The organism is Psychrobacillus insolitus, from assembly GCF_003254155.1.
GTDB lineage: Bacteria > Bacillota > Bacilli > Bacillales_A > Planococcaceae > Psychrobacillus > Psychrobacillus insolitus.
This window is the reverse complement of the sequence record NZ_QKZI01000001.1, coordinates 468,582-491,948: the sequence shown is the minus strand read 5'-3', so window position 1 is coordinate 491,948 and position 23,367 is coordinate 468,582. Positions and strand designations below refer to the sequence as shown.

General features: G+C 34.4%; 26 protein-coding genes and 1 pseudogene. 6 read left to right on the top strand and 21 right to left on the bottom strand.

The features are described 5' to 3' along the window. Positions 1–324 precede the first annotated feature (324 nt). Together C7437_RS02395 and C7437_RS16840 are read right to left on the bottom strand one after the other, a co-directional pair. A complete protein-coding gene (locus C7437_RS02395; RefSeq protein WP_111438038.1) occupies positions 325–777 on the bottom strand; it encodes an SRPBCC family protein in 453 nt (150 codons plus the stop codon). A 791-nt stretch (positions 778–1,568) separates the two neighbouring features. After that, on the bottom strand, positions 1,569–1,706 hold the full coding sequence (locus C7437_RS16840) for a hypothetical protein (RefSeq protein WP_170122294.1): 138 nt from the start codon (positions 1,704–1,706) through the stop codon (positions 1,569–1,571). Positions 1,707–1,927: 221 nt separating this feature from the next. Here C7437_RS16840 and C7437_RS02390 point away from each other — a divergent pair, with 221 nt between their 5' ends. Next, entirely contained in the window at positions 1,928–2,485 is a 558-nt protein-coding gene (locus tag C7437_RS02390) for an Ltp family lipoprotein (protein ID WP_111438970.1), read from the top strand. Positions 2,486–2,542: 57 nt separating this feature from the next. Here the strand turns inward: C7437_RS02390 and C7437_RS02385 are convergent, their stop codons facing one another. The 4 genes and pseudogenes from C7437_RS02385 to C7437_RS17420 form a co-directional block, all read right to left on the bottom strand. Continuing rightward, complete coding sequence (locus C7437_RS02385) at positions 2,543–2,740, bottom strand: YolD-like family protein (protein WP_281269932.1); 198 nt, start codon at positions 2,738–2,740, stop codon at positions 2,543–2,545. 21 nt (positions 2,741–2,761) lie between these two features. Then, positions 2,762–3,625, bottom strand: a complete 864-nt coding sequence (locus C7437_RS02380; RefSeq protein WP_111438036.1) for a hypothetical protein — start codon at positions 3,623–3,625, stop codon at positions 2,762–2,764. After that, on the bottom strand, positions 3,612–4,499 hold the full coding sequence (locus tag C7437_RS02375) for a WD40/YVTN/BNR-like repeat-containing protein (RefSeq protein WP_111438035.1): 888 nt from the start codon (positions 4,497–4,499) through the stop codon (positions 3,612–3,614). The genes C7437_RS02380 and C7437_RS02375 overlap by 14 nt, the downstream gene beginning before the upstream one ends. Before the next feature lie 1,146 nt (positions 4,500–5,645). Further along, positions 5,646–6,245, bottom strand: a pseudogene (locus C7437_RS17420) (hypothetical protein); the annotation flags it as partial. 381 nt (positions 6,246–6,626) lie between these two features. Here C7437_RS17420 and C7437_RS02365 point away from each other — a divergent pair. Then, positions 6,627–7,592 (top strand): aromatic acid exporter family protein, encoded by a 966-nt coding sequence (locus C7437_RS02365; protein ID WP_111438034.1) that lies wholly within the window; start codon positions 6,627–6,629, stop codon positions 7,590–7,592. A gap of 73 nt (positions 7,593–7,665) precedes the next feature. On the opposite strand, the gene C7437_RS02360 is transcribed toward C7437_RS02365, so the two are convergent. Then, positions 7,666–8,403 carry an alpha/beta fold hydrolase gene (locus C7437_RS02360; protein WP_111438033.1) on the bottom strand — a complete coding sequence of 246 codons (738 nt, stop codon included), beginning with the start codon at positions 8,401–8,403 and terminating at the stop codon, positions 7,666–7,668. 586 nt (positions 8,404–8,989) lie between these two features. Between C7437_RS02360 and C7437_RS02355 the strand changes: the two genes are divergently transcribed. Continuing rightward, positions 8,990–9,412: an Ohr family peroxiredoxin gene (locus C7437_RS02355; RefSeq protein WP_111438032.1), complete on the top strand. Its 423-nt coding sequence runs from the start codon at positions 8,990–8,992 to the stop codon at positions 9,410–9,412. Positions 9,413–9,540: 128 nt separating this feature from the next. On the opposite strand, the gene C7437_RS02350 is transcribed toward C7437_RS02355, so the two are convergent. Then, positions 9,541–10,122, bottom strand: a complete 582-nt coding sequence (locus C7437_RS02350; protein ID WP_111438031.1) for a YdhK family protein — start codon at positions 10,120–10,122, stop codon at positions 9,541–9,543. Between the two features lie 212 nt (positions 10,123–10,334). Here C7437_RS02350 and C7437_RS02345 point away from each other — a divergent pair, with 212 nt between their 5' ends. Next, on the top strand, positions 10,335–11,069 hold the full coding sequence (locus C7437_RS02345; RefSeq protein WP_111438030.1) for a YqcI/YcgG family protein: 735 nt from the start codon (positions 10,335–10,337) through the stop codon (positions 11,067–11,069). Between the two features lie 55 nt (positions 11,070–11,124). Here the strand turns inward: C7437_RS02345 and C7437_RS02340 are convergent, their stop codons facing one another. The 4 genes from C7437_RS02340 to C7437_RS02325 all read right to left on the bottom strand — a co-directional run bounded on the left by C7437_RS02340 (position 11,125) and on the right by C7437_RS02325 (position 15,868). Further along, positions 11,125–12,630: a multicopper oxidase family protein gene (locus C7437_RS02340; protein WP_111438029.1), complete on the bottom strand. Its 1,506-nt coding sequence runs from the start codon at positions 12,628–12,630 to the stop codon at positions 11,125–11,127. A gap of 243 nt (positions 12,631–12,873) precedes the next feature. Continuing rightward, complete coding sequence (locus tag C7437_RS02335) at positions 12,874–13,797, bottom strand: F510_1955 family glycosylhydrolase (protein ID WP_111438028.1); 924 nt, start codon at positions 13,795–13,797, stop codon at positions 12,874–12,876. 15 nt (positions 13,798–13,812) lie between these two features. Beyond that, positions 13,813–14,490 (bottom strand): response regulator transcription factor, encoded by a 678-nt coding sequence (locus C7437_RS02330; RefSeq protein WP_111438027.1) that lies wholly within the window; start codon positions 14,488–14,490, stop codon positions 13,813–13,815. Positions 14,491–14,506: 16 nt separating this feature from the next. After that, entirely contained in the window at positions 14,507–15,868 is a 1,362-nt protein-coding gene (locus C7437_RS02325; protein ID WP_111438026.1) for a sensor histidine kinase, read from the bottom strand. A 330-nt stretch (positions 15,869–16,198) separates the two neighbouring features. On the opposite strand from C7437_RS02325, the gene yhfH reads away from it, so the two are divergent. Beyond that, positions 16,199–16,327: a protein YhfH gene (yhfH, locus tag C7437_RS02320; RefSeq protein WP_111438025.1), complete on the top strand. Its 129-nt coding sequence runs from the start codon at positions 16,199–16,201 to the stop codon at positions 16,325–16,327. A 431-nt stretch (positions 16,328–16,758) separates the two neighbouring features. Here the strand turns inward: yhfH and C7437_RS02315 are convergent, their stop codons facing one another. The 4 genes from C7437_RS02315 to C7437_RS02300 form a co-directional block, all read right to left on the bottom strand. After that, positions 16,759–16,995 (bottom strand): hypothetical protein, encoded by a 237-nt coding sequence (locus C7437_RS02315; RefSeq protein WP_111438024.1) that lies wholly within the window; start codon positions 16,993–16,995, stop codon positions 16,759–16,761. A 135-nt stretch (positions 16,996–17,130) separates the two neighbouring features. Then, positions 17,131–17,628 carry a zinc-binding dehydrogenase gene (locus tag C7437_RS02310; RefSeq protein ID WP_245909187.1) on the bottom strand — a complete coding sequence of 166 codons (498 nt, stop codon included), beginning with the start codon at positions 17,626–17,628 and terminating at the stop codon, positions 17,131–17,133. Positions 17,629–17,984: 356 nt separating this feature from the next. Then, on the bottom strand, positions 17,985–18,140 hold the full coding sequence (locus tag C7437_RS02305) for an aspartyl-phosphate phosphatase Spo0E family protein (protein WP_111438023.1): 156 nt from the start codon (positions 18,138–18,140) through the stop codon (positions 17,985–17,987). Positions 18,141–18,322: 182 nt separating this feature from the next. Then, positions 18,323–19,096, bottom strand: coding sequence for a SurA N-terminal domain-containing protein (locus C7437_RS02300; RefSeq protein WP_111438022.1), 774 nt, complete (start codon positions 19,094–19,096; stop codon positions 18,323–18,325). Between the two features lie 387 nt (positions 19,097–19,483). Here C7437_RS02300 and C7437_RS02295 point away from each other — a divergent pair, with 387 nt between their 5' ends. Further along, positions 19,484–19,789: a hypothetical protein gene (locus C7437_RS02295; protein ID WP_111438021.1), complete on the top strand. Its 306-nt coding sequence runs from the start codon at positions 19,484–19,486 to the stop codon at positions 19,787–19,789. Between the two features lie 412 nt (positions 19,790–20,201). Here C7437_RS02295 and C7437_RS02290 read toward each other — a convergent pair whose 3' ends face one another. The 5 genes from C7437_RS02290 to C7437_RS02270 form a co-directional block, all read right to left on the bottom strand. Continuing rightward, positions 20,202–20,648 carry a hypothetical protein gene (locus tag C7437_RS02290; RefSeq protein ID WP_111438020.1) on the bottom strand — a complete coding sequence of 149 codons (447 nt, stop codon included), beginning with the start codon at positions 20,646–20,648 and terminating at the stop codon, positions 20,202–20,204. Between the two features lie 151 nt (positions 20,649–20,799). Next, positions 20,800–21,270: a DMP19 family protein gene (locus tag C7437_RS02285; RefSeq protein WP_111438019.1), complete on the bottom strand. Its 471-nt coding sequence runs from the start codon at positions 21,268–21,270 to the stop codon at positions 20,800–20,802. 344 nt (positions 21,271–21,614) lie between these two features. After that, positions 21,615–21,884: a hypothetical protein gene (locus tag C7437_RS02280; RefSeq protein WP_245909186.1), complete on the bottom strand. Its 270-nt coding sequence runs from the start codon at positions 21,882–21,884 to the stop codon at positions 21,615–21,617. 11 nt (positions 21,885–21,895) lie between these two features. Beyond that, complete coding sequence (locus C7437_RS02275) at positions 21,896–22,786, bottom strand: acyl-ACP desaturase (protein ID WP_111438018.1); 891 nt, start codon at positions 22,784–22,786, stop codon at positions 21,896–21,898. Positions 22,787–23,141: 355 nt separating this feature from the next. Then, entirely contained in the window at positions 23,142–23,354 is a 213-nt protein-coding gene (locus C7437_RS02270) for a hypothetical protein (protein ID WP_245909185.1), read from the bottom strand. Positions 23,355–23,367: the final 13 nt, after the last annotated feature.

The window sequence follows — 23,367 nt, the reverse complement described above, 5'->3', positions numbered from 1 at the left end:
CTGATAGTTTATTCGTATTAACAGCATTTAAAATCCCATTATTTTTTGTCCCTGTGTTAGAAACAAACATGAAAGTTTAAATATTCACGTTTGTTTAAATAAACGTGAATGTTTCTAACACAGGGACATTTTTTATTGAATGTTCCCCGCATTGACAGCGACAGCTGTTGTAGCGATGGTTACATTATACATCAATAGAAAAAGTAACCACTCTCAGCTTCCGACCAAGAAGCTGAGTGGTTACTCTTTTGACTAACCGCACTTCATTCTAATGTCAGCCACATTATATAAAAGTGCCTGTCACCTCAATAAGCAAAACCTTCTTTACAAAACTGGCACCTTTTCCTGTTTAATTTGGCGTGCAATTTTCTCTGTTAAGCGTGTTGTCACTTTCGGTAATACCATTTTAATAACAGGTGTGAACACAGCGCCTGTTAAGCCACCTGCATTTACTTCAATTGTCCCTGTCATCGTTGTTTGCCCTGCCGTTTCTTCAGCAGTAAACTTACCACTACCTGTAAAGTTGTCCGTTAACCCTTCTAACTCGAACCGAATCGTCGATGGCTCATGAAATTCAGTGACGTTTAACTCCATTTTCACAGTCTTTTTAAATCCTTTAATATTCCCTTCGAATGTCCAAACTGACTTTTGTTCATCAATTTGTTCATGCTCCTTATAGGCAGGAACCATTACTGCCCAGTTTTCAATTCGACTAACGTATTCCCATACCTTCTCTACAGATGTTGGAATGATTACAGAATGCGATGTAATTGCCATACGTTTCACTACTTCCTTCTTTATGTATTTATAATGTGAATCTACTACTAACATATTAGTATTATAACTGTACAGATTCATTTTTAATATTCTTTCCGAAAGAAGTTACCCACTTCCAAACGTTACGGGTGCAACACAGTGAAAGTGGGAGATGAATTTCGGCTGACGCTAGTAAGAATACGAGTTTTTAGAGCCTAATAGTATAACATTCATTCTCTGTGTGGCATGATGAGTAGACAGAATGTTACGACTCTCGAATTGGAATGAAGACGATGATTCGTTATATGAAAACCCCATTTCGAACGAGCAAAGAAACCGTGTTATTTTCTTGTAGTAGAGAAAACCTGGTTTTTCGTAAAATGCTAAATTTGTGTCCCATAAGGTATGCTATTCTATAATTGCTTAATTTATCCCAATTGTTGTTTTCTTTTTATGGTAGTGGCGACAGTCTGCACGACCACCATAGCTACATTAATTACAATCAGTCCCGCTATTGCAGCTTAGAAGCTATCCGTCGCATCGTGAATCCAGCTGCAAAAATATGAATGAACAAGATAACTTTAAAGATAAAGCAACGTTTCCTTCGTTACATAATTACCATCCCAAGAATATTTCCATCGGAACTGAAACTTTTGCTCCCAATCAAACAAAAAATCCTCGAAATGAGGATTGACCTCTTTTATATGCACAAGCTAACATTCCTATCTAACTTGTTCGGATTTATAAAAATAAAATAAAAACACCGTTCAGTATTGAACGATGTTCTTACATGAATCCTGTTTAAAAAAATTTTATTGACTATTATCTTCTTGCTGCTCTGTAGGTTCTTCGGTTGGATCTGGCTCATCTTCATCGCCACCGTTACAGCCGAATAAAAAGCCTGCTGATAAAATAACAGTCATAAGCGCAAAAGCATTTTTTTGCTTCATCCTAATCCCTCCATTTCTGCATCTACTCCCGTTAATGTTTCCCACTTCTTAAAAAGTATTCATTAGACGCTGAAAACGTATTTATTTTAGCCATTTGTTTTCTCTCGTCGCTTGATGATAATTTCAATCGGACCTTCATCGATTTTTGTCCCTGTGTTAGAAACAAACATGAATGTTTCTAACACAGGGACATTTCACTAATTTTCGGCGTCATTGTGTTAATTGGAGCATGTACTGCAGCACTTGGTGGGGATGATTCCGATACCGAAGATGAAAAAGTGGAAACTACTGCACCAATTGTGGAAGAAGTAGAAGAAACACCAGAAGAGAAAACTACTCGTGAAGCCAAAGAAGCAGAAAAGAAAGCAGAGTCTGAACAAAAAGCCAAAGAAGAAGCGGAAGTGGAAGCCAAGGCGGAAGAAGAAAGAATTGCACAAGAAGAGGCTGAAGCTGAAGCCAAGGAAAAAGAGGAAAGTGTCCCTAGGGAGCATAAATCGGCGTTAAAGAAAGCGGAATCATACGCGGAAACTATGCACATGTCAAAGGTAGGCATTTATGATCAGTTGACTTCTGAATATGGAGAGAATTTCCCCCCAGAAGCTGCTCAATATGCGATGGATAACATTGTATTCGATTGGAAAGAAAACGCATTAAAAAAGGCACAATCATATGCAGAAACTATGAATATGTCAGATTCGGCTATTTACGAACAATTGATTTCGGAATACGGGGAAAAGTTCACTCCGGAAGAAGCGCAATACGCGATAGATAATTTATAATTTAGAATAAAATAAAAATGAACCACCGTCTCCTAATCGAGGTGGTGGTTTTTCTATTTACTCTAAAACTGTTACATCTACTATTTCATCAAGTTTTATCACAAAGGATTTGAATACATCTTCCATTTCAATTGTTCTTCTACTCAAATCCCCCCAGATGACTTTTCCATTATGAAAAGTGAATTGCCCATCTTCCCAAGTTTTTATCTCGATATCTACACTTCTTTTCATAGCAATCTCTATATCCTCTTTTATTGCATCCAGATCCCATACATCCTAGTTAGAACCACTATAGTGCAGTGTAATCTGTTTGTTTTTTTCCATCGTTGCTTCATAAATACTGATATTTCCTACAGATGAATCAGAGGCATCAGAATGAACCTCAAAATCTTCATTTAGTGATATAGTCCAAACAGCTTCGTTATTTTTCTTTAAAATGACAGCAAGTGTGCCAAACTGTTGAATATTATCCCATTCAAACAATTCCGTTTTATCATTTTGAATCACAGAAATACCTTCCGTATCGCTTATCACTTTTATGTTTTCACCTTGCCAGTGGCCATGAATCTCAGCCCCTACATAATAATAAGAACTACCACTACCACGATCACCATAAGTGGCAATAAATTGTTGAATGCTATTGTCTTTTGCTTCGTATGTAACGGCAACGATATCATTCGCTAACCATTCCACTTGAAATTCTCCTCTTGACTCAAAAGGCAATCTTTCTTTTGGGAGAGCTAGAATGCTATAGTAGTTCCGATAATAAACGATCTCTCCTTTCTCTATATTTTCTTTAATAGATAAAATATGCATCCAATTAGGGGATATACTTGTAATATTTTTGACTGTTTGATTACTGGAAACAAGCATGGATATATGAACTACAATAAAAACGACCACTATACTTGCACCGATTATTTTCAGCTTTTTAGTAAGTGTTATTAGAAGCAGAATTGCTAGAGTTAGAAAGACGATACATAAAATATTTATAATATAAAATAATCGATTATCAATGTACTCAACTTGATACTTTGCAGAGATAAACAAATAACACATTTGTAAACAGCAAAAACCAATTGCTAAACAAAGTAGAGTCCAGCCAATTATTCGATTTCGTTTACTCTTATTCTGTTTCATTTGGCTGTACCTCCTTCTGAAAAATCCATGTTTTACCGTTATCATTGGATACAAATTTACCTTTTACTCTACCACCTTCATAATCTCCATTAGGACCTTGATTAAGTAAAACTGTTAATTCTTCTCCCACTTTTACTGGTGTTTCAGCTGTAACAAAGACTTGATGATACTTCTCTGGTATATTAATTACTGCTTCACTCCAAGAGTTTCCACCATCATCGGTAACATAAAGATCCGGTTTCACAGGATTAATCGTTCCAAAAGATAAGAATCCTGTTAATTCATCTAAAAATCCTCCATCCGAAATCAATCTCGTTACCCCAGAATTGTTGGTTTCCTCCCAACTCTTTCCACCATCATGTGTTAAAAAGACATGTGAAGCCTCTTGTGACATTGTACGATCACCGGAAATAATGATATATCCAAAATTTTTATTTGGAAAGTCTACTTTTCTAAAACGCATGACTGGGAAGGGTTCCGTAACTAATGATTCCTCCCACGTTTTACCTTGATCATTTGAATAGATTAATGTAATCCTTTGATTAATGGAATATAAGAATGCAACTCGATTTTCTTCAAGAATATAGCTATTTTCAATTAGTACTTGTTTATCTCCATTATATTCCCCTTCAAATAATTGATCTTTTTCAACTGGAACCTTAATCCAATCATTTCCTTTATTATATGTAATGTTCACCTTGTCATTTTGTAACGTGTATGCAATCATTTCATCTATATTAATCGGTTGTAACTGTTTGATTTCACTTTGTGGCGCTTGGGTATCCTGCAAATTATTTAACTGATTTAGTTGTGGATATGTGATTTCTTTAGAATTTTGATAATGGAATACTGTTGCAATAATTAGGATGAACATAATAAAGCCTGTTAGAACTAATATAATTTTTTTTATGAGGATCGCTCCTTTTTTGTAATCCTTTTTCTAGCCCTAACAACACCATTATTTAAGAAACAGCCTATAGACCATCTAGGCTCACTATCGCTCTCTAAGCCTTTCCAGAATGAATAACTCCACTGCGAATTAATAAGAAGTTGTATGTTTTATTTTTTCATTATTTCACTCCACTCCTTTTGTAATGTATTCGAGATGAGCAATGAAACTCCTTCTTTAGTCTATAATTGTGTCATCTATTAATTCATACAGGCTCAAGCTGAACAAAAAGAAAGTATATTTTTTTGTCCCTGTATTAGAAACAAACATGAAAGTTTAAACATTCACATTTGTTTAAGTAAACGTGAATGTTTCTAACACAGGGATATTTTTCCCTGGACTTGCCTTTGAGTTGGGACTCGGATATACCCAATAACCTTCAACTTTTCACCCTTCCGTTACGACAGCCCCTTTTAAAACGATCGTGTGGATAGAACCCCAATTTTTCAATATTACTGGTGCATTTGATAAAAAACTCCTTTTATACAACTAAACCCCCATCATTTAATGGGGGTTCATTCTTTAATAATATTATTTTTGGCTTAAATCAAATTCTACTATCTGTTCATCAGTTCCACCATCATATGTGTCTGTTTTCATTGAACCGCCTATTACTAGTCTTACTTTCTCTATTTTGCTAGGGTCTGCATTAATTACGAATCCAACTTCTCCATCCTTATTTACCTTTCCATAATAAGAACCATCTTGGTCTTCATCATAATCAATAAAATCTAAACTACTCTCTAACACTTCTTGCTTTCCATTTGCAAACAATACTACTTGACTAATACCAGAAAAATTATAATCCTCATCAGATGTATTTTCAGCATTATAACTTACGTATAAATAATTAAACTCGCTTCCAACCTCTTTTTCAGCCAGATATGAAATATTTCCCTGTTCTTCTTCTGAAACATTACTAGCTTTCTTGAAAGATACTTCTTGAACATTAACATTAATAGGATTAACGTCATACTTTTGGTCTTTAGCAATTACTGAAACGACTACGATAGTTTTTTCTGATTGTGGCTCTTCCGCTACTTCCTCGCTTACTGCACCGTCATCACCTTCGCCAAACAAATCTTCTAATTGACTAAGATTAGCAAAAATAGATTCCGTAAAACTGTCATCGTTGACAATTTTATATACTCCATCTTTATTCTTTTCTAGATTCAATTTCACTTTACGTGTTGCCATTGTTACATCTTCCGATTTCAAGTGTTTTAATGTAGTTTTCTCCATTAAATCTTCGAATGCTTTTTCTGATTCTGGTGTTTGCTCTTCAAATGCATTTGCAAATGCTAATGGCATTACTTCTGCCATTGTACTTGTCATCGCATCCCCGAAGTCAACAGATGTAATTTTAGCTTCTACTACTGCCTTATCACCACTAACAGAAACTTCTACAGGTTTTTCAAATTTATAATTTTTAGATATTTCTTCTATCATAGAAATTGTAAACTCTTCATCGGCTGTGCTGTCTACATCTGTTTTTAAACTATCTGTGCCACCCTCAACATATGTTCCTGCCTTCTCAAAGTCTCCCTTTTGAATTGACGTTAAGAAGCCATCTACTGTATCAGTTGGTTTTTCTGCTCCACATCCTGCTAATATGCCCAAGGACACTCCAGTAACCATAATTCCTGTAACTATTCTTTTTTTAATATTCATAATATAACTCCTCTATTTATATCTTGTATTAATCTTATAAATATTACCACTTTACCCTCAATTTTGTAAGTAGGAATAAAGATTGGTGTGAGAGCTGATACAAATCAAATTTTATTCAACAAGTGTGTATTTTGTAGAATATAGCACATTTTTCAACTTGACGACCTTCAATTATAGGCTTCTAATGATAGGCTAGCATAAATATCTTAGTTTTTTTGTCCCTTCATTACAAAAAAACATGAAAAGTTTAATTTTCACAATTGTGTAACACAGGAACATTTCTTTGGTGTTATGATTATACATATATGTGAATTAACGCGAATATTTGTAAAACAGGAAACCTGCAAGGATTTACATAGAAGATAATAGGATGGTGTTTCTATGAATGGTATTGGTTATCGGACAATAAAGACTGCTATAGGAGCAGGGATGGCAATTTGGATTGCGAGTTTTTTGAATTTGGAATTTGCAACATTTGCAGCAATTATTGTTATTATGTGTATCGAGAAAACGCAGAAAAAAACATTAATTACAATTAAAAATAAATTCTTTGCCTCTCTTTTATCTTTGATTCTTGGTGCTTTATTGTTTGAAGTGTTAGGGTATTATCCCATTGTCTTTTCCTTATTTATTTTATTATTTGTTCCAATCCTCGTAAGAGCTCACATCCAGGGTGGTTTTGTCACAAGTATGGTTGTCTTATTACATGTTTATACGGTAAAGGATGCTAACTTGTCTATGTTTCTGAACGAGCTCTATATTATTTTCATCGGTATGGGAATTGCCCTTCTCGTCAATAGTTTCATGCCAAATTTCAAACGAGATATTGAAATCTTTAAGAGGGAGATTGAACAAAAGTTTGAAATTATTCTCTTTGAATTCTCTGCCCATTTAAGAGATAGTATGCGGAATTGGGATGGGAAAGAAATACTTGAGGTAGAAGATTTGATTAATCAATCCAAAAGCATTGCCATTCAAGATGTAGAAAATCATCTGTTGCGAAAACAAAATAAAGATTATTATTATTTGGAAATGCGAGAGGATCAACTGGAACTCCTAAAACAAATGATGAAAATCGTTGCTATTTTCTCTTCAACTAGCCTAGACGTCAAACAGAAAGAAATGATTGCAGAGTTCTTGGAGAATTTAAGTCGCAACGTTCATTCGGGAGATACAACGGACATTTCATTGAATGAGTTAGAGGAATTATATACCTTGATCCGCAAGATGGAGTTGCCGAAGACAAGAGAAGAATTTGAAGTACGGGCGAATCTCTTATATTTGATTATTGAAATGAAAAACTACTTAAACATAAAGAAAAACCTTTTTGCAAAAAGAAGTCGATAGTGAAATTATCCCTGCGTTAGAAACAACCGTGAATGTTTCTAATACAGGGATATTTTTGTCACCTGCAACTAAGTTAACCCGCCCCCACAAAATCCCTTACAATTTGATTAAACTGCACCGGCTTTTGTATATTTGATAAATGCCCTGCCTTATTTAACACGGTCATTTTAGCCCCACGCGCCCACATTCTCGTGTAACGGGCATTGTATATATAAGGTGTAACGTTATCATTGCTAGAAGCTATAATGTGTATCGGTGTAGATGTACTAAGATAGGGAAGATAATTAACCCCTCGTATAGCTCTCGATGATTGTACATAGGTTTCTCGGTTCATATGAAACGATTTAACAGCATGATGCAACTCCTGATCTGTTGGCTTGTATAATGTATCCCCGGCAGTTTGTGTTATATATTGTTCATCGGATAGCTGGTTCAATGAACGTTCTCTCACCTTGACTGCTAGATCAAGCGCAAAACTGGGAACATAGCTTGTCGTATTGGCTAAAATCATCGATCTAACTCGTTTTGGGGATTGTTTAAGTATCTCTTGAACAATCACACCACCAAGCGACAACCCGCAAAAGTGAGCCGATTCAATCTGCTTATCATCCAACATTTTTAAAATATCTTTCGCAAAATAATCTAATGTCATATCTTCCGTTACTAGCGATTCCCCGTGACCTCGCAAAGTCGGAATAAACAACTGATACTGGTCCGCTAATTCTTTTTGTAACTCCCAAGCATCTTGCGTTTGTCCAAGACCATGTATAAAAACTATCGGTTCGCCTTTGCCAATGATTTGATAATCCATGTTATACCTCCTATTTGGTTGAATTATTTACTCGATTTAATCATCTTGTAACCACTTTATTTTCTAAATCTTTACCTATAGAACGACAATGAGAGAGAAAATCATGTGTTTTTACACCCTCAACATCTTTGCATTGATAGATATTTTTATAAGTGTTTGTAGGTTGATCAGTAATCAATACACTATAGATTTATGGATTCCCTATTTGACCATAACTTTAAACACTTAATTGTAATATTTTTTCTTTTTTTCCTCTATTTATCCTAAAATGCGACAAAAAACTCACATTTTCATCTTTAACTAGAGACCTCTGTCTAAGACTGACCTTAAAATGCTACAGAGTCCGACACCAATATGCTATGTATAAATAGCTTATTTCATTCCTCTACAGTCTTTTATAAGAATACAGCCTTTATACTTCATGCTCTGTAATGCGCCAATTAGTTCTCTTAAATTTCTTGAGTTGGATTTTTTTGTCCCTATGTTAACATTCATTCATTATCCTCTAAGGTTTACTACATAAAAAAACACGCACAGGGAAAAGTAATTATGGTAATAAACTTTTAATTAAAGGAGATGATACCGGATGTCAGATATTCTATATACTTCAACTGCAACAACTTCCGGAGGGCTAGAAGGAAAAGTTCAATCCTCAGACGGTGTTATTAATTTGGCTACCGCTATACCTGGAAGCCAAAGAAATGAGGAATTAGATCACGTTACAAATCCAGAACAATTATTCGCAGCTGCATACGCAACATGTTTTGATAGTGCTTTACAAATAGTAGCGAAAAAAGAAAACGTTGATATCGAATCACAGGTCACAGCTAAAGTAAATTTGTTAGAAAATGAAACAGAAGAAGGCTATAGATTAGCTATTAACTTACAAGTAAAAGGCGATCACATCGAAAAAAGGCAATTAGAAGATTTAGTTGAAAAGGCAAACCAAATATGGCCTTACTCAGAAGCAAAAAGAGGAAATATGGATTTCACCTTAGAGATACAGTAAGTAACAAAATCATTTTCCCTTTAATAGAAACGTGAATGTTTCTATCAAAGGGAGTTTTTTTCATTCCAAAAAAACTTATTCTATATAGGAATAAGCCTTGATGGGATTAAATACATTTTTGTTTAACCTTATTTAGCAGACAATTCACTTTCAGTTACCCATTTATGATTTTTTACTACCTCTCCGGTAGTAGATACGAAATCAACCATATACACAGTTGTTTCTTCACCTGTAACAATATCAGCAGTAGCTCCTTCCATCCCCTCCATATGTTCTACATCTATGATTACCTTTGCACCAGGTTCATAAGGTTCTGACCCACTACCTTCTATTTCTTCATGAATGACCCATGTATGATTTCCTACTCTATCTCTATCATTGGTAGAAGTATAAGAAACGGTATAGGCTACCGTATCATAAGCACCGACAATGGTTGCTTCAGCACCTTTCATCCCTTCCATATGTTCTGATTTAATAATAGCTTTACTTCCAACTTTAAAAGCTGGATTTTCAGCCACTTTCAGCCCTTCAGGAACTTCGCCTGAACCTGAAGGCTCCATTTTAGAATGGTCCATGTCCATGCTTTCTTCCGTATTAGTATTCATACCTTCGTTTTCATTTGGACTTACTTCCTTTTCATCATTAGCGCATCCAGATAATGCAATTGCTGCAGCCATAGAAACAATCCCCATCACTATTTGTTTTCTCATCTCTATCCTCCTCCAAATCCATAAAAAATTGATTAACTGATTGTGATTGTGATTTCCCCCGAATGAATTAGGTTGTTTTTATAAAGTATTCTACTTTCGATCTCTTTATATACATAGAATTTTTTAAAGAATATCGTTGTTTTAGGAAATTTAGGGTGGGGTAAAGAATAGACATAAAGAGATGAGTGAATAAAGATTGTGGAGGCGATCAAATGATTACGAAGGAACAAGCTTTATTAACAAAAGAAGATTTTCATACTAGAACGGACTTGCCGAGTTGGCTCTATAAAGAATACGAAACTTTTCATAATACGGTAACTGATAAATCGTTTCCTTGTTTCTTTGGTATGGGTGGCGAACTGAAGGGCGAGCTCCGCTATGCTTATATCAATCAAGACGACTGGTGTAATCTACCCTTTGCTGTAGAAGGCTTTCTAGATTTATTTAAATTACCGAACTACAAGAGACACGGCCTCTTTGTATTTGTAGAGCCTTCCCTGCAAGAGGGTTCTATCGAAGACTACCGAAAGCAATTTTGGGATATTCTCCAATTCCTACATGAAGTTGACGAAACTGAATGGCCAGAAGGCAGTCCCCGCGATCCAGAGCACTATTTATGGGATTTCCGATTCAATGGAGAGCCAATCTTCGTGTTTGGAAATGCTCCTGCATATAAGAAGCGAAAAACACGTCATCTAGGAAATGCGATGGTTCTAGGATTTCAGCCTCGCAAAATATTTGAAGGATTAGAAGGAACTGAAAAAGGGGGAATTATGTCACGTGAAAAAGTTCGTACACGTGTAGAAGCTTGGGATCAGCTACCTAAGCATCCAGATATCGGCCACTACGGTGACCCGTCGCATAATGAATGGAAGCAATCCTTTATTGGTGATGATATTGAGCCAATTCAAGGTAAATGTCCATTCCACCATAAATCACAAGCATGATTTTTGTCCCAGTGTTAGAAACAAATGTGAATGTTTCTAATACAGGGACATTTAACTACTCTACCTTCACTTGCCCCATCATGCCGTTATCTTCATGCTCAAGAACGTGACAATGGAACATATAAATACCTTTGTTTTTAAACTTAACAGCTAATTTTATTTTTTCTCCGGGTTGTATAGCTACAGTGTCTTTCCATCCTTGTTCATTTTCTGGAGGTTCTATCCCATCAATTGAAATAATTTTAAACTGTGTACCGTGAATATGGAAGGGATGGATCATACCGCCCATCATATCTGGTTTATTATAAATTTCCCATATTTCCGTTACACCTTGTTTTTGCGTAAAATCAATTCGTTCCATATCAAATTGTTTACCATTAATTGTCACCATATTTCCCATACCGAAAAGTTCCAACTTTTTAGAAACAGGTAAATTTCTTTCTTCATCAGTTACAGCAAAATCATTCAAGCTTTCTGGTATATTACCTGAATCAATAAGTTGATTATTGATCGCAAATGGCAATAGTATTGTTTCATCTTCATTGATTAGTGCTACATCGCTAGACGAATCATAACCTGAAAAATCAACGATGATTTCTGCACGCTCACTTGGTGTTAGCTTAATTTCATTTAATGTTACAGGCTTATTCAAAAAGCCACCATCCGTCGCTATTTGTACAAATGAGTTCCCTGTACTTAATTTGAAGGTGTAATTGCGTGCATTAGATCCGTTTAGAATACGTAGTCGTACTTTTTCGTTATTCACCGTAAGCTTCGGATTAAGTGTTCCATTTATTAATAATGCATCCCCAATCGTCCCATCTTCATTTTTGGCTTCTTGGTAGTTTAATTGTTTCTGATCATCAAACTTTTTATCTTGAATAATCAAGGGTATATCATTTACACCATAATCACTTGGTAATCCTAGATTTCCCGAATTTTCATCATCAATATAGATTAAGCCAGCTAAACCTTTATAAACTTGTTCAGATGTTTTCCCTTCAGGATGGGGGTGAAACCACAATGTTGATGCTTCTTGATCAACTTTAAATTCTATTATTCTAGACTCACCAGACTTTAAGTTTTGATGTGGGCCACCATCAGCTTCACCCGGCAATTCTAATCCATGCCAATGGAATGTTGTTTCATCTGATAATTTATTACTTGTTCTGATTTTCACTGTTTGTCCTCGGTTTACCCGAATGACTGGGCCAAGGAATGAGCCGTTATATCCATACGTTTCTGTTTGATATCCATCAAAAAACTGCGTGCTTCCTTCTTGTGCTTCAATATTATAAACAATTCCTTCATCATCCTCATGTTCAAGTACTGGTGGAATAATAAGATCATTTTCTCCGGTAGAATCGTTTAATGTTAGAGGGTCGTTATGGCTCATATGACTGTTTTCCATATCACCTTCCGTTCCATCTTCCATTTGCATATCTTCCTGGGTCATATTAGAGTGTTCCATATTATTATCTGAGTCTGAGTTGTTCTTACTACAGCCTCCTAGGATGACGATACTGACCAAGAAAGATGTAATCCAAATTTTTGATTTCATACTTGTATTCTCCTTTTTGTTTATTTACCTTTCCAATGTAACAAATAAATATGGAAAAATTATGGATTCCCCCCTCCCATTGCGTTATTTTTTTAATTTTTTGATATTAGATAATAAAGTAAGAAGGAAAAATTCGCCCGAAAAATTTTCAGGCGAATTAATACCATGCTTATTTTTTTAAAAGGCTAACCGGTTCACTAATTTTTGACATCAAACTATACATCTTTAGCACCTTCCATTTACTTATTTTGTTAACTCACCATTTGACGCAAGTTTATCCCAAGAAAGTCCTTCATCTGTAGTTATAAAAATATTGTTATTATTTGTAACTATTACTATCTCTTGTTGATTTTCAGGACTTACTGCTATAAAGATGATTGGATCCATCTTCAAATCTTTTGGAAGTTGGACGTCTATTTCTTCATTACTCTCAAACAAGAATGACTTCAGGTATACTGAATCATTATCAAAATTAGTATAATATCCTCCTGTTTCATTTAATGTTATATAAGTGACCATTTTTGCATCATTCATTGATTTAAAATTCTCACCATAATCATCCGAAATAAATATTCCATCTTCACTACCGATTGCAATTATTTCTTGGCGCGTTGGATGGGCAGACAAATTAAAAATAGAATCTGAAATAAACCCATTCATTGTAGCTTTCGTCCAAGAAACTCCTTCATCTGTAGAATAATGTAACCCTGCATTCATCTCTTCAATGGGTGTTTCATTTAATACATAAATCGCATTGGAATCATAACCTGCTGCAAGGTAATGAAAATCAATTTCTCCGTAAAATGCTAATTGTTCGAAACTCGCACCTTTATCTCTGCTTTTAATGAGACCAAGAGGATTTTTAAATTCTGAACCTTCTACTGGATGACCACTTGAAAAGAATCCTTCTCTTACAGCTTGAAAGCCCATATAGTCATGCTTTTGACTATTTGCTTCTTTCCAGCCATCTACCCCGTATTCATATAGTCCTAAATGTGATGCAATGACGAAATTACTACCACCATTTATATATCCTAACCCGTGTATATGATCAATTTTATTATTTTTTACTTCCGTAAATGAATATCCTTCATTTACGTTTGAGTTACATGCAGATAGTCCTAATATTAGGACTAATAAACCGAATATAATTTTATGTTTTTTCATTTTGACTTTTCTCCTTTAGCACCATTTATATCCTATTCCCCATACTATTTTAAGAAATTCATCAATAGGGAAGCCTGCATTTTTCAGTTTTTCTCTTAAATTACGAATATGTGAGTCAACTGTTCTTGTATCTGTATATGTGTCATATGCCCACGCAGCATGCAAAAGTTCTTCTCGTGTATACGTCTTTTTGGGGCGAGTAATTAATGCTTCGATGATGTAAAACTCTTTTAAAGTGAGATGTACGATTGAATCTTGAAATTGTAATGAATACGTTTCTAGATCCAACTTCAAACCCTCGTAAGTAATAGTAGCTTCTTTTGATTCACGTTCAGACAACCGACGTAAAATCGCATTAACTCTTGCTACCAATTCATTTTCGTCAAAAGGCTTTGTTATATAATCATCTGCTCCAGTGTTTAATCCTTTTACTAAATCTAGCTTATCTGATCTTGCGGTAAGCATAATAATAGGTATATTCGAAAACTCGCGTATCTTTTCACATACTTCCCATCCATTTATCTCTGGCATCACGACATCTAATAGGACAAGATCAATTTTTTCATTTTTCAGTATCTCGATTGCTTTCTTACCACTTGTTTCTTTAATACATTTGAATCCAAGCGGTTGGAGAAATAATTCAATTAGATTCAACATTTTTTGCTCATCATCTACTAATAAAATCGTCCGCATATACTCTCAAAACCTCCTAAATCGTTACAGTAAATGTACTTCCATTGCCGTAAATACTTTTGACTTCAATGCTTCCGCCATGCGCTTCAACTAACTCCTTCACGACGGCAAGCCCTATACCCGAACCGACGAATGAACGTGAACGTGACTTTTCAACACGGTATAGCTTCTCAAATACAAACTCAACTTCATCAGTGGGAATTCCTATTCCGAAATCAATTACGGAGATGATTGTTTTCTTCTCTTTTTTTCGAACTGTCAGTGTAACCTCTGTATTTTCTTTAGAATACTTCAAGGCATTATCAAGTAAGTTTAATACAATTTGCTCTAATCGTAAGGAATCAGCATGGACTTGAAAATTGTTTTCACATAGTAAAATAAGTTTAATATTTTTCATTTCAAAAGAAGGTCCAACTAATTTGACGATGTTTTCAAAAAACGTTTGCGCCCCAAAATATTCCTTTGACACTGTGAAAGTATTCTCATCCATTTTTGCTAGATCTAATAGATTTTTAACAAGTTCTTTCATTCGTTCTGACTCTTCGGCAATTATTGAAAGATACTGTTCTCGCGCTTGTTCACTAATTTCTTTTCTCATGGCTACCTTCGTATACCCGATTAAATAAGTCAAAGGCGTACTTAATTCATGTGCAATTGACGCTAAAAATTCATTTCTTTCATTTTTTAATCGTTCCAAATCATTGGCCAGTTTTTGAATAGAACCTGATAGCTCCCCAAGTTCATCTTTACCTATGTATGGAAGTCTTACATCAAAGTCCCCTTTACTCAGTTTTTCAGTCGCTTCTTTCATACGGATTAAAGGTCGCGTAATGACTTTTGATAATGCAGTATAGACGATTAAAAGCACTATAACACTTATCCCACCAGCAATCCAAAAATGCATATTTAGCTCATTAACCAGCTGTTTAATAGAGCTCGTACTTTGAAACATGACAACATAACCAGATTGAACTGGACTCACTTTATATGGATGTGCACTAATAATATAAGAAGCTTCTTTCCAATCTGAAACCAATATTTGATCAGTTTTCAGATTAAGGTCTTTTAATAAAGGGAGATATTCTTGAAGTGAAGGCATGTTTTCAACCGAGCTGCTTGCGACCTTATTTTTATTATCTGTAATAATGACTTCACGTGCTCGGTCTTTTTCCATCAATACAATATGTTTCATGGTTGTATCTGAATAGTATTCTACAAGTACATCTCTGTGATTTGATCCGCTTGCCAATAATTTTGAAAACTCTTCTTGGACTCTTGTTTGAATAATATTTTGATGAAGATAAAAGATAAAAACCGTTTCCATTATTAGTACAGTCAAAAAAAAGTAAGCTGTTAACTTTGTCGATATTCTATTCATCTACGTATACGCCCTCTCCTTCTATAAATAGTATAGTGAATAAATATGAAAAAAATATGCAGAAACTAACTAACGAGCATATAAAAAATAATTATTTTATGACGCGTTAATTTCTGTACAATATTTGAAACCCCTGAATGCTCATCATAACAAATACTTCCCTTAACTCACTACATTACTGATACATTTTTGGAGTGACTGTTCAATCCAAGAACGACTATAAATCAAATTAATTGAAAAATTAAATACTAATTATATAACAGGGTTTACTTTTTACTTCTGTTATAGTACAATGGATTTAATAACAAACTAAATGGGGGGGTAATAAAGATGATGAATTTAGAATTTTACCGTAACTTACCGAAAAAAGAATGTCGTGAATGTGGTTGTGAAATTAAAGAGCAACATGAATCCTATTTATATGAATGTGAGCACTGCTTGCGTACACATGAAGAGTAGGTAATGGTTTTTGGTATTTAAAAAGAAAATAAGACTAAAAAAGGCATAAACAAAACTTTTCGTAAAAAGAAAAGTTTGTTTATGCCTTTTTAACATGTAATTATTTTGAACCTATTATAAGTAACTATAAGTAAACATAAAAAGCCCGATTTCTCAGCAGTAAAATTAAGTAGCGTTGTTTATATATACACCTCTATGCTAAATCTCTTTTGCAAGTCCATACTGATAAGATACACCCATATGATCACGCAACGTAGTACCTTCGTAATCATCATGAAACAGTCCACGTTATAGTAAAATCGGAATGACTTGGTCAACGAAATCAGCTGTACCAACAATAACAGAGTGAGAGTTGATCCCTCCTTTTACTAAAACGTCCCGAACTCTTAACAAGTTCTAACACACTGGATGAACCTGGATTTAGTAATTAATTATTTAATTTCTCCAAGTACTTTATCCATCCAGTTAAGATACTCTATTACGTGATTTCCGATTTGACTTGTAGATATTGCATTATTATTTCTCATATCGACTAATTGATTGTGCAGAACATCACTTAGAAAGATCTCCACTTGTATTCTTTTCTTTGCTTCATCTCCATCAAAATCATTCAAAAAAAGTTGATACTGTTGGTTTGTTACAGCCAATAACCCTTTTGTCATGTTCATTTAATTTACTCCCTTTTGATTGAATTGAATGTCTCTAACACAGAGACATTTTTAAAATATTCATTGAAACATAAAAAGCAGACGTTTTAGAAGTACGATAATGCACTTCTAAATGACCGTCTGCTTTTTATGATTTTATTTAAACACGGCTACTAAACGGCCTTTGACTTCGTGATTTTTTAGTTTTTCTAAGCCTTTGTCGATTTCTTCGAATGGAATCGTTGTTAATTGAGGTGTCATTTTACCTGTAGCAAAGCACTCATATACAACTTTTAAATCTTCTATTGTTCCACCATTACTACCAAGGAGCCTAATTTCTTTTGTTATCACCAAATACGTATTAATTTCTGATTGGAGAACACCCATACCAACAATAACAACTGTCCCTTTAGGTTTTATAGCTTCAAGTGCATCAGCTGTTGTTTTACCAAAACCAGCAAAATCCACAATTAAATCGCATTCTGCTTCTTTCATATCCACAATATTGTTATAAACTTTTTTACAACCTAACTCTTCAGCTAGTTTAGTGGCAGCTTCAGAAACATCTGATGCATAAACTTCACAGCCTTTAATCATGGCCATTTGTACAGTAAACTGACCAAGACCCCCGATTCCGACAATACCAACTTTCATACCGGGTTTTGCTTGTCCAATTGCGAAAAGAGCATGATAAGCAGTTAAACCAGCATCAGTAGAAGCGGCACCTTCTTCAAATGAAACTCCTTCAGGGATTTTAACACATTGTTTTGCAGGAACTAATATTTTATTTGCGTAGCCACCATCATAGTTATACCCAGCAGCTTGACGCGTTTCAGGATCAAGTGGATTTACTCCAACACGATCACCAACTTTTAAAAATTAGCTTAGTAAATTATAGACCCTTCACCAAAATATGTGCTTGACTAAAAGCTTTGATTTTTCCCCATTGTTAGAAACAAACGTGAACGTATCTAACAATGGGACTTTTTTCAATGGGTTTTACATTGGCGCTAAGGTTGATACTTATTAAGTAATACATCTAGTTCTTCACTACATTTGACTACTTCAGGATGTATGAGTCCTAATTGCTTCGCTTTTGTATACATATCTTTTCTTTTGATCTCAATTACAAGCTTCAATTTTCTCTTAATTAATAAACTTTTCATAAACATCCTCCAATAACTTGGGTGATTTCGGTTGTGTCCTATACCTCCTAATTAAATAGGTAGTCACTTACCTTTATGGTTTTTCCGATAAGTTTATTCACTACTATCCCCCGCCACTTATAGAAGTTGGAGACTTCTGCTCCTGGGCAAGCTCGTCGCAAAAAAACATTTGCTGAATAAAGTTAAATTTTCAGCTCAATCTTAGCGTCTGCTTTTAGTTTTTCAACGTGGTTAGCAAGTATTTCTTCCTGTTTTTGTTGTTTAAGAATTCCTTTGATTTCTTCACTAGCTTCTTGAAGTGGCGGGAGTTCCTGTCCAACTTCTTTTGATTGCGCTGCAGCTTGATCATAGTATTCTTGAATCTCTTTATCCGTTACTTTTACTTCATCTGCTGGCACAACTTTTTCTTGATATTTTTCAACAAGTAGAGATTCAGCAATTTGCTCTTTTACTGTTTTAACGTCCATACTTTCGGCTTCCAAAGCTTTTTTCATAGTTTTTTCTCCACCAAATTGTTCTTCGAATGTTGCATATCTTTCATCAATTTCAGCTTCAGATGCAGTTATGTCCGCTTCTTTTGCTTTTTGAAGAATTAATGTGTGGTTAACAAGCGCATCAAGTGCTTGTCCTTTTACCTGTTCTGCTACTTCTTCGCTTGTTGGGTCTTGTCCAGTTTGTTGCATTTGATCTTGGAATGAAGTCAATGCAGCATTATATTCAATGCCTGTAAGTTCTTCATTATTTACAACAGCTACGATTTTTTTCTTGTCTACTTGCTGCTCAGCTAACTTGACTTGCATGGCTTCAGCAGATGCTTCTCCTTCTTTCGTGCCTTTCTCATTTCCCTCTATTTGTGGTGTTTCCTCTTTTGCCCCTTTATCTTCTTCACTGCAAGCAGCTAAACTTAAAGCTAGTGCACCTGCTACAAATGGAAGTAGTACTTTTCTTAATATCATTTCATTAAAACCCCTTTCGAATCTGGATAAACCATTGTTAACGTTTGTTTTCTTTTAACTATTCTTCAGTTGAAGGTGAATCAAACCATTTGCCAAATTTGCTATACAAATGCTTGAGTATAGTGCTTTTTTTGGTGCTATTGTTCAATAGTGTAATTTCATTCATTGTCTCATGCACCGCCTTCATTTTTTTGTGTGCTTTAATCACAGGCCAAAAGGTGAAATTTTCATTGTAAGTAAATGTTTACTACTTATCAACTAGACGTAGTATATCATGTGAGCATTTGTTTACAATCCATCAAATTAACTAGTGTAAGTGATTGTATGCAGTTGATTGATTTGATAATATAATTATGAAGTTAATACTTAAATAAGGAAGTGTACACAATGGCTACTAAAAAAACAAAAGTGGTGTCTGTAAGGTTGTCGGAGGATACACATACACGGTTTGAATATATTAGAAATCAATTATCGGAAATCAATTCTATAGAGATATCACAAGGCAACTTAATGTCCAACATGATTGATTTTTACTTTAAGTATATGGAGAATGTTGATACAGAAGCCATTGCGGAAATACAACGGGTGGCACTAGTGAAAGCTCTATCTGATAAATTGCCACCTATTGACGAAATACAAGATTCCCCTTTACCAGCATTAATTGAAGATGTACAAGCAGAACTAAATAAATAGACATTTTTTTATATCTTGGACAAGTTGGCCCGATTGTTGAACACATGTAAATCAACTCTCTACAACTCTTGCCAGTTATGTAAAAAGCGTCTCCACTTATTGTAGAAATGCTAACCGTTAGCGCGACAAGTGCTATTGTATTTTGCAAAAAATACCTACAGAGAATTGCAAAGGACACGTACATAGTATTGCAAAGTATATTACATACTCCAAGATGATTTTACATGGAGCCTCTGCGGGCATAATTCATGAGCCTAGAAGCCAGAAACCCCAAGGATCTGGCTCTAGCCAAAGTAGGCTATCATACCCACCTCTCCATGTAAAATCTTGCTCTAAACACTATGTATTTTTCTTTGCAATTCTCTGTCTCGGTATCTTGCATTTCTATGTACAGTTATTTTGCAATACACAGCTATTCTACTTTTTGTACTTTTAAACCGTGAATCTCACCAATAAGATTTCTGTAATAATCCGAACGAATTGAAAAACCTCCAAATTCTTCGTGGGTTGTACAGGAAAACCAAGCAAAATCATTCTTTAAAAATGTTAAATCTTCAGGTAATTTTGGAGCTACCCAATCATATAAAGTATTCGCAAATTGTTGTAATAGTTTACACGTTTCTTTATTTGACTCAATTACATAAACCGTTGCGGATGGACCTTTTGTCTTTGTATTTGCCCATTTTTTTGTTTTATAGCTTTCTATCATATAAGGTTTAAATTGTACAAGTATCTCTTGATTGTATTTTAGTTCTTTCCTGCTCACAAAATAGAACTTATCTGAATTATCACATAGCACTTTTATTAGTTTTCTGTAAATTTCATCCGCAGGGTTTTCAGTTAAGTCCCAGTATTCCATTTTATCACCTACCTTCTTACAGTAAACTTCCCCGTTAGTGAAAAAGCGTCTCTACTTATTGTAGAAACGCTACCCCTTACTTGAATATACTATTTTACTTTTTTTATTTCTCCCAGTGTTAGAAACATTCACGTTTGTTTAAATAAAAGACTCATTCTTCAATTACTTCAATCAAATCAGTATGTATTTTAACAAAAAAATTTTCTAATAAATTCCCTAACTTCCCATCTAGTTTGTAATACTCATTATCCGCTCTTTCAATGATGCTATAAAATTCACTTTCTTTAATCTCATCATTTTCTAAACCTAAGTACATTTGCCACAATTGCTCACCGTACTTTTTCTCAATCACTACATAATCATTAGCACCAATTTCTTCAAGAATACTTATAAGTTCGTTTAGATAATGATTAATGCCAACTTCTTTTATATAATCTGAAAACCATGTTAGCATCATCTCATGTCCACCGCTTTCAAGTTCCGAATAATATTGAAACACAATGAAAGCTTCATTAACGGTTTTCTTTTCTGTTGGGAAATCATAATCACATATCACACTAATAACAGCGTTCCATATATCATTATTATTCATTAAATCTTTTCTTTTCATTTTAGACTTCATAATATTTCCTCCAATTAAGTTTAGTTAGTAATCCAATATTTTCAATTTCTTTTTGTTGAGTTAGTAAAAGGTTGATCTTTATTTATATACCCTTTTTCATATAATTGCATATATTGGTTGAATATTTAAATATATAAAATTTTACTATCATTGTATCTCAATTGGAAAAAATATGCTCTAAATTATTTGTATTAATTCGAACAAGTACAATTTCTCATAAAAAAGAAGAGAAGAAACTTCCCGCGAAGTTCCTTCTCTTCCTATTAACCTCGTCTGGCATATGTTAACTTTTTTTGTCCCTGTATTAGAAATAAACCTGAATATTTCTAGCACAGAGTCATTATTCATTTGACTTCTAGAATAGCCTCGATTTCTTCTTGGATCTCTTTATTCACCAAAAGCGAACGTTTTTTTCTCAATTCAAGATCCATTTCTTTGTCAATGAAATTATTCGTATGTTTGTCAAAACAATTAAAACAAATAGAGTAAAAATCTTTTTTCTCTTGCTTTAAAAAATCAAACTCCCACGTTTCAAGTTCCAAATAACTTACTTTATCTTTCGTTTCTTTTTCACATATTTCGCAAGTTGTTTTCATTATAAAAAACCCTTTCATACATCTGCCTTTTATTTTTTTCCTGTATGGCGATCTGTAATTCTTTTTAAACGTCCATGATATTTCAATATATTTGCTTGTGATTGTTTGGCCTCATCACTAGTAGGTTGTAAGTTGGCAATATCCCAGTATTTCACAACTACATCTAATACTTGGTCAAAGTATTGTAGTGGCCCATAATTCGTTTCTATTGCAATTGTTTTCATTCTATCGTTAAAGTCTGGCATAATAGTTCCTGGCATAGAGAAATTAATAATTACATTCTCAAAATAAACAATGAAATTCGGATCAAGTTCAAGATGTGCTTTCACTGTGTCGCGATAGAATGCATAATGAAGTGCTTCATCTTTTGCTATACGTCGAAGTAATGTTGCTAAATCTTTGTCGTACGGGCCCGCTGTCTTAGCTACATTATTATAAAACACTAGTGTAGCTAACTCTTGCAATGTAGTATACGCCATTGTTGCTAAAGGGTTAGTGAAGTCTGGAAACCAACCGCTTTCAACTACTCTTTTTCTTAATTCATGCAATCTTTTCGGATCTACGTTTCGTGTCACCAATAAATATGTTTCAAGTAAGTTAGAGTGCTGGTCTTCTTCAGCCGTCCAAGTGCGTACGAAATCATTTATTACTTCCATTGAATTTTTAAATGTATAATCCAAATGCGAAGTATACCAAGGTAAGTTTACTTCTGTAAGTAATGCTGTTTCAACTGCAACAATTATACCTTCTGGTAGAGTTACTTGACTCTCATCCCAAGGAACTCGTTTAAAGGACATGGCCTTGTCCCATGGAATAAATTCGTGATAGCTCCAGTCCATATTTGCTGAACGTTCCTTATGTAATTGATATAATTCTTTAATGCGTGGTTCTAAACGTATATCCAAATCTGAATTTAACATTATCTTTTCTCCTTTAGGTGTATTACCTTCTAACTTTAAAGCATTTGAAGTTATTTAACAATTACAATTTTTTCAAACAATAGCCGTAGATGTCTGATTTTTTTATTTTGCATGGTTCTTGTGATTATCGCTTTTTAAGAACATATCTGTTATCAGCAATAGTATACACCCTACTAAAATTATACTGGCAATGATTGTTCCTCGCGTATCCTCGCCCCATCTAGTGAAGATTGAATAGACTTGAAAGATACTCAAGAGAATAATTCCAACTTTTAACGGTAATCTTCTTATTTTCATATACCCCACCCACTTATTGTAGAAACGCTACCCGTTAATTGAAGATTTAAATTAAGATTTACTTTTTCTTCTTTAAAATAAATAGTTCTCTAATGAAGGCCCCGATTGCTCCAGATACAAAGATTGTAGATATTAAGTTCACAACTCTTACAAATGTATGCGGCGTGTAAATAACTTGAACGCTTTGAATAATTACAAATAAGCCGAAAATAATGGATATCACTACTATAAATTTAGGCGTAGCTTCCCTTCGTTTATTTATTATAATCATCCTCTCATACTCC

Coding starts and splice junctions, on each gene's coding strand:
- C7437_RS02335 (WP_111438028.1), bottom strand. CDS start 13,797: ATGAAAAAACATAAAATTATATTCGGTTTATTAGTCCTAATATTAGGA.
- C7437_RS02365 (WP_111438034.1), top strand. CDS start 6,627: ATGAATGGTATTGGTTATCGGACAATAAAGACTGCTATAGGAGCAGGG.
- C7437_RS02295 (WP_111438021.1), top strand. CDS start 19,484: ATGGCTACTAAAAAAACAAAAGTGGTGTCTGTAAGGTTGTCGGAGGAT.
- C7437_RS02270 (WP_245909185.1), bottom strand. CDS start 23,354: ATGATTATAATAAATAAACGAAGGGAAGCTACGCCTAAATTTATAGTA.
- C7437_RS02355 (WP_111438032.1), top strand. CDS start 8,990: ATGTCAGATATTCTATATACTTCAACTGCAACAACTTCCGGAGGGCTA.
- yhfH (WP_111438025.1), top strand. CDS start 16,199: ATGATGAATTTAGAATTTTACCGTAACTTACCGAAAAAAGAATGTCGT.
- C7437_RS02340 (WP_111438029.1), bottom strand. CDS start 12,630: ATGAAATCAAAAATTTGGATTACATCTTTCTTGGTCAGTATCGTCATC.
- C7437_RS02360 (WP_111438033.1), bottom strand. CDS start 8,403: ATGGATTATCAAATCATTGGCAAAGGCGAACCGATAGTTTTTATACAT.
- C7437_RS02345 (WP_111438030.1), top strand. CDS start 10,335: ATGATTACGAAGGAACAAGCTTTATTAACAAAAGAAGATTTTCATACT.
- C7437_RS02280 (WP_245909186.1), bottom strand. CDS start 21,884: ATGAAAGGGTTTTTTATAATGAAAACAACTTGCGAAATATGTGAAAAA.
- C7437_RS02315 (WP_111438024.1), bottom strand. CDS start 16,995: ATGAACATGACAAAAGGGTTATTGGCTGTAACAAACCAACAGTATCAA.
- C7437_RS02275 (WP_111438018.1), bottom strand. CDS start 22,786: ATGTTAAATTCAGATTTGGATATACGTTTAGAACCACGCATTAAAGAA.
- C7437_RS02300 (WP_111438022.1), bottom strand. CDS start 19,096: ATGATATTAAGAAAAGTACTACTTCCATTTGTAGCAGGTGCACTAGCT.
- C7437_RS02350 (WP_111438031.1), bottom strand. CDS start 10,122: ATGAGAAAACAAATAGTGATGGGGATTGTTTCTATGGCTGCAGCAATT.
- C7437_RS02285 (WP_111438019.1), bottom strand. CDS start 21,270: ATGAAGTCTAAAATGAAAAGAAAAGATTTAATGAATAATAATGATATA.
- C7437_RS02290 (WP_111438020.1), bottom strand. CDS start 20,648: ATGGAATACTGGGACTTAACTGAAAACCCTGCGGATGAAATTTACAGA.
- C7437_RS02380 (WP_111438036.1), bottom strand. CDS start 3,625: ATGAAACAGAATAAGAGTAAACGAAATCGAATAATTGGCTGGACTCTA.
- C7437_RS16840 (WP_170122294.1), bottom strand. CDS start 1,706: ATGAAGCAAAAAAATGCTTTTGCGCTTATGACTGTTATTTTATCAGCA.
- C7437_RS02310 (WP_245909187.1), bottom strand. CDS start 17,628: ATGAAAGTTGGTATTGTCGGAATCGGGGGTCTTGGTCAGTTTACTGTA.
- C7437_RS02375 (WP_111438035.1), bottom strand. CDS start 4,499: ATGTTCATCCTAATTATTGCAACAGTATTCCATTATCAAAATTCTAAA.
- C7437_RS02330 (WP_111438027.1), bottom strand. CDS start 14,490: ATGCGGACGATTTTATTAGTAGATGATGAGCAAAAAATGTTGAATCTA.
- C7437_RS02305 (WP_111438023.1), bottom strand. CDS start 18,140: ATGAAAAGTTTATTAATTAAGAGAAAATTGAAGCTTGTAATTGAGATC.
- C7437_RS02325 (WP_111438026.1), bottom strand. CDS start 15,868: ATGAATAGAATATCGACAAAGTTAACAGCTTACTTTTTTTTGACTGTA.
- C7437_RS02395 (WP_111438038.1), bottom strand. CDS start 777: ATGGCAATTACATCGCATTCTGTAATCATTCCAACATCTGTAGAGAAG.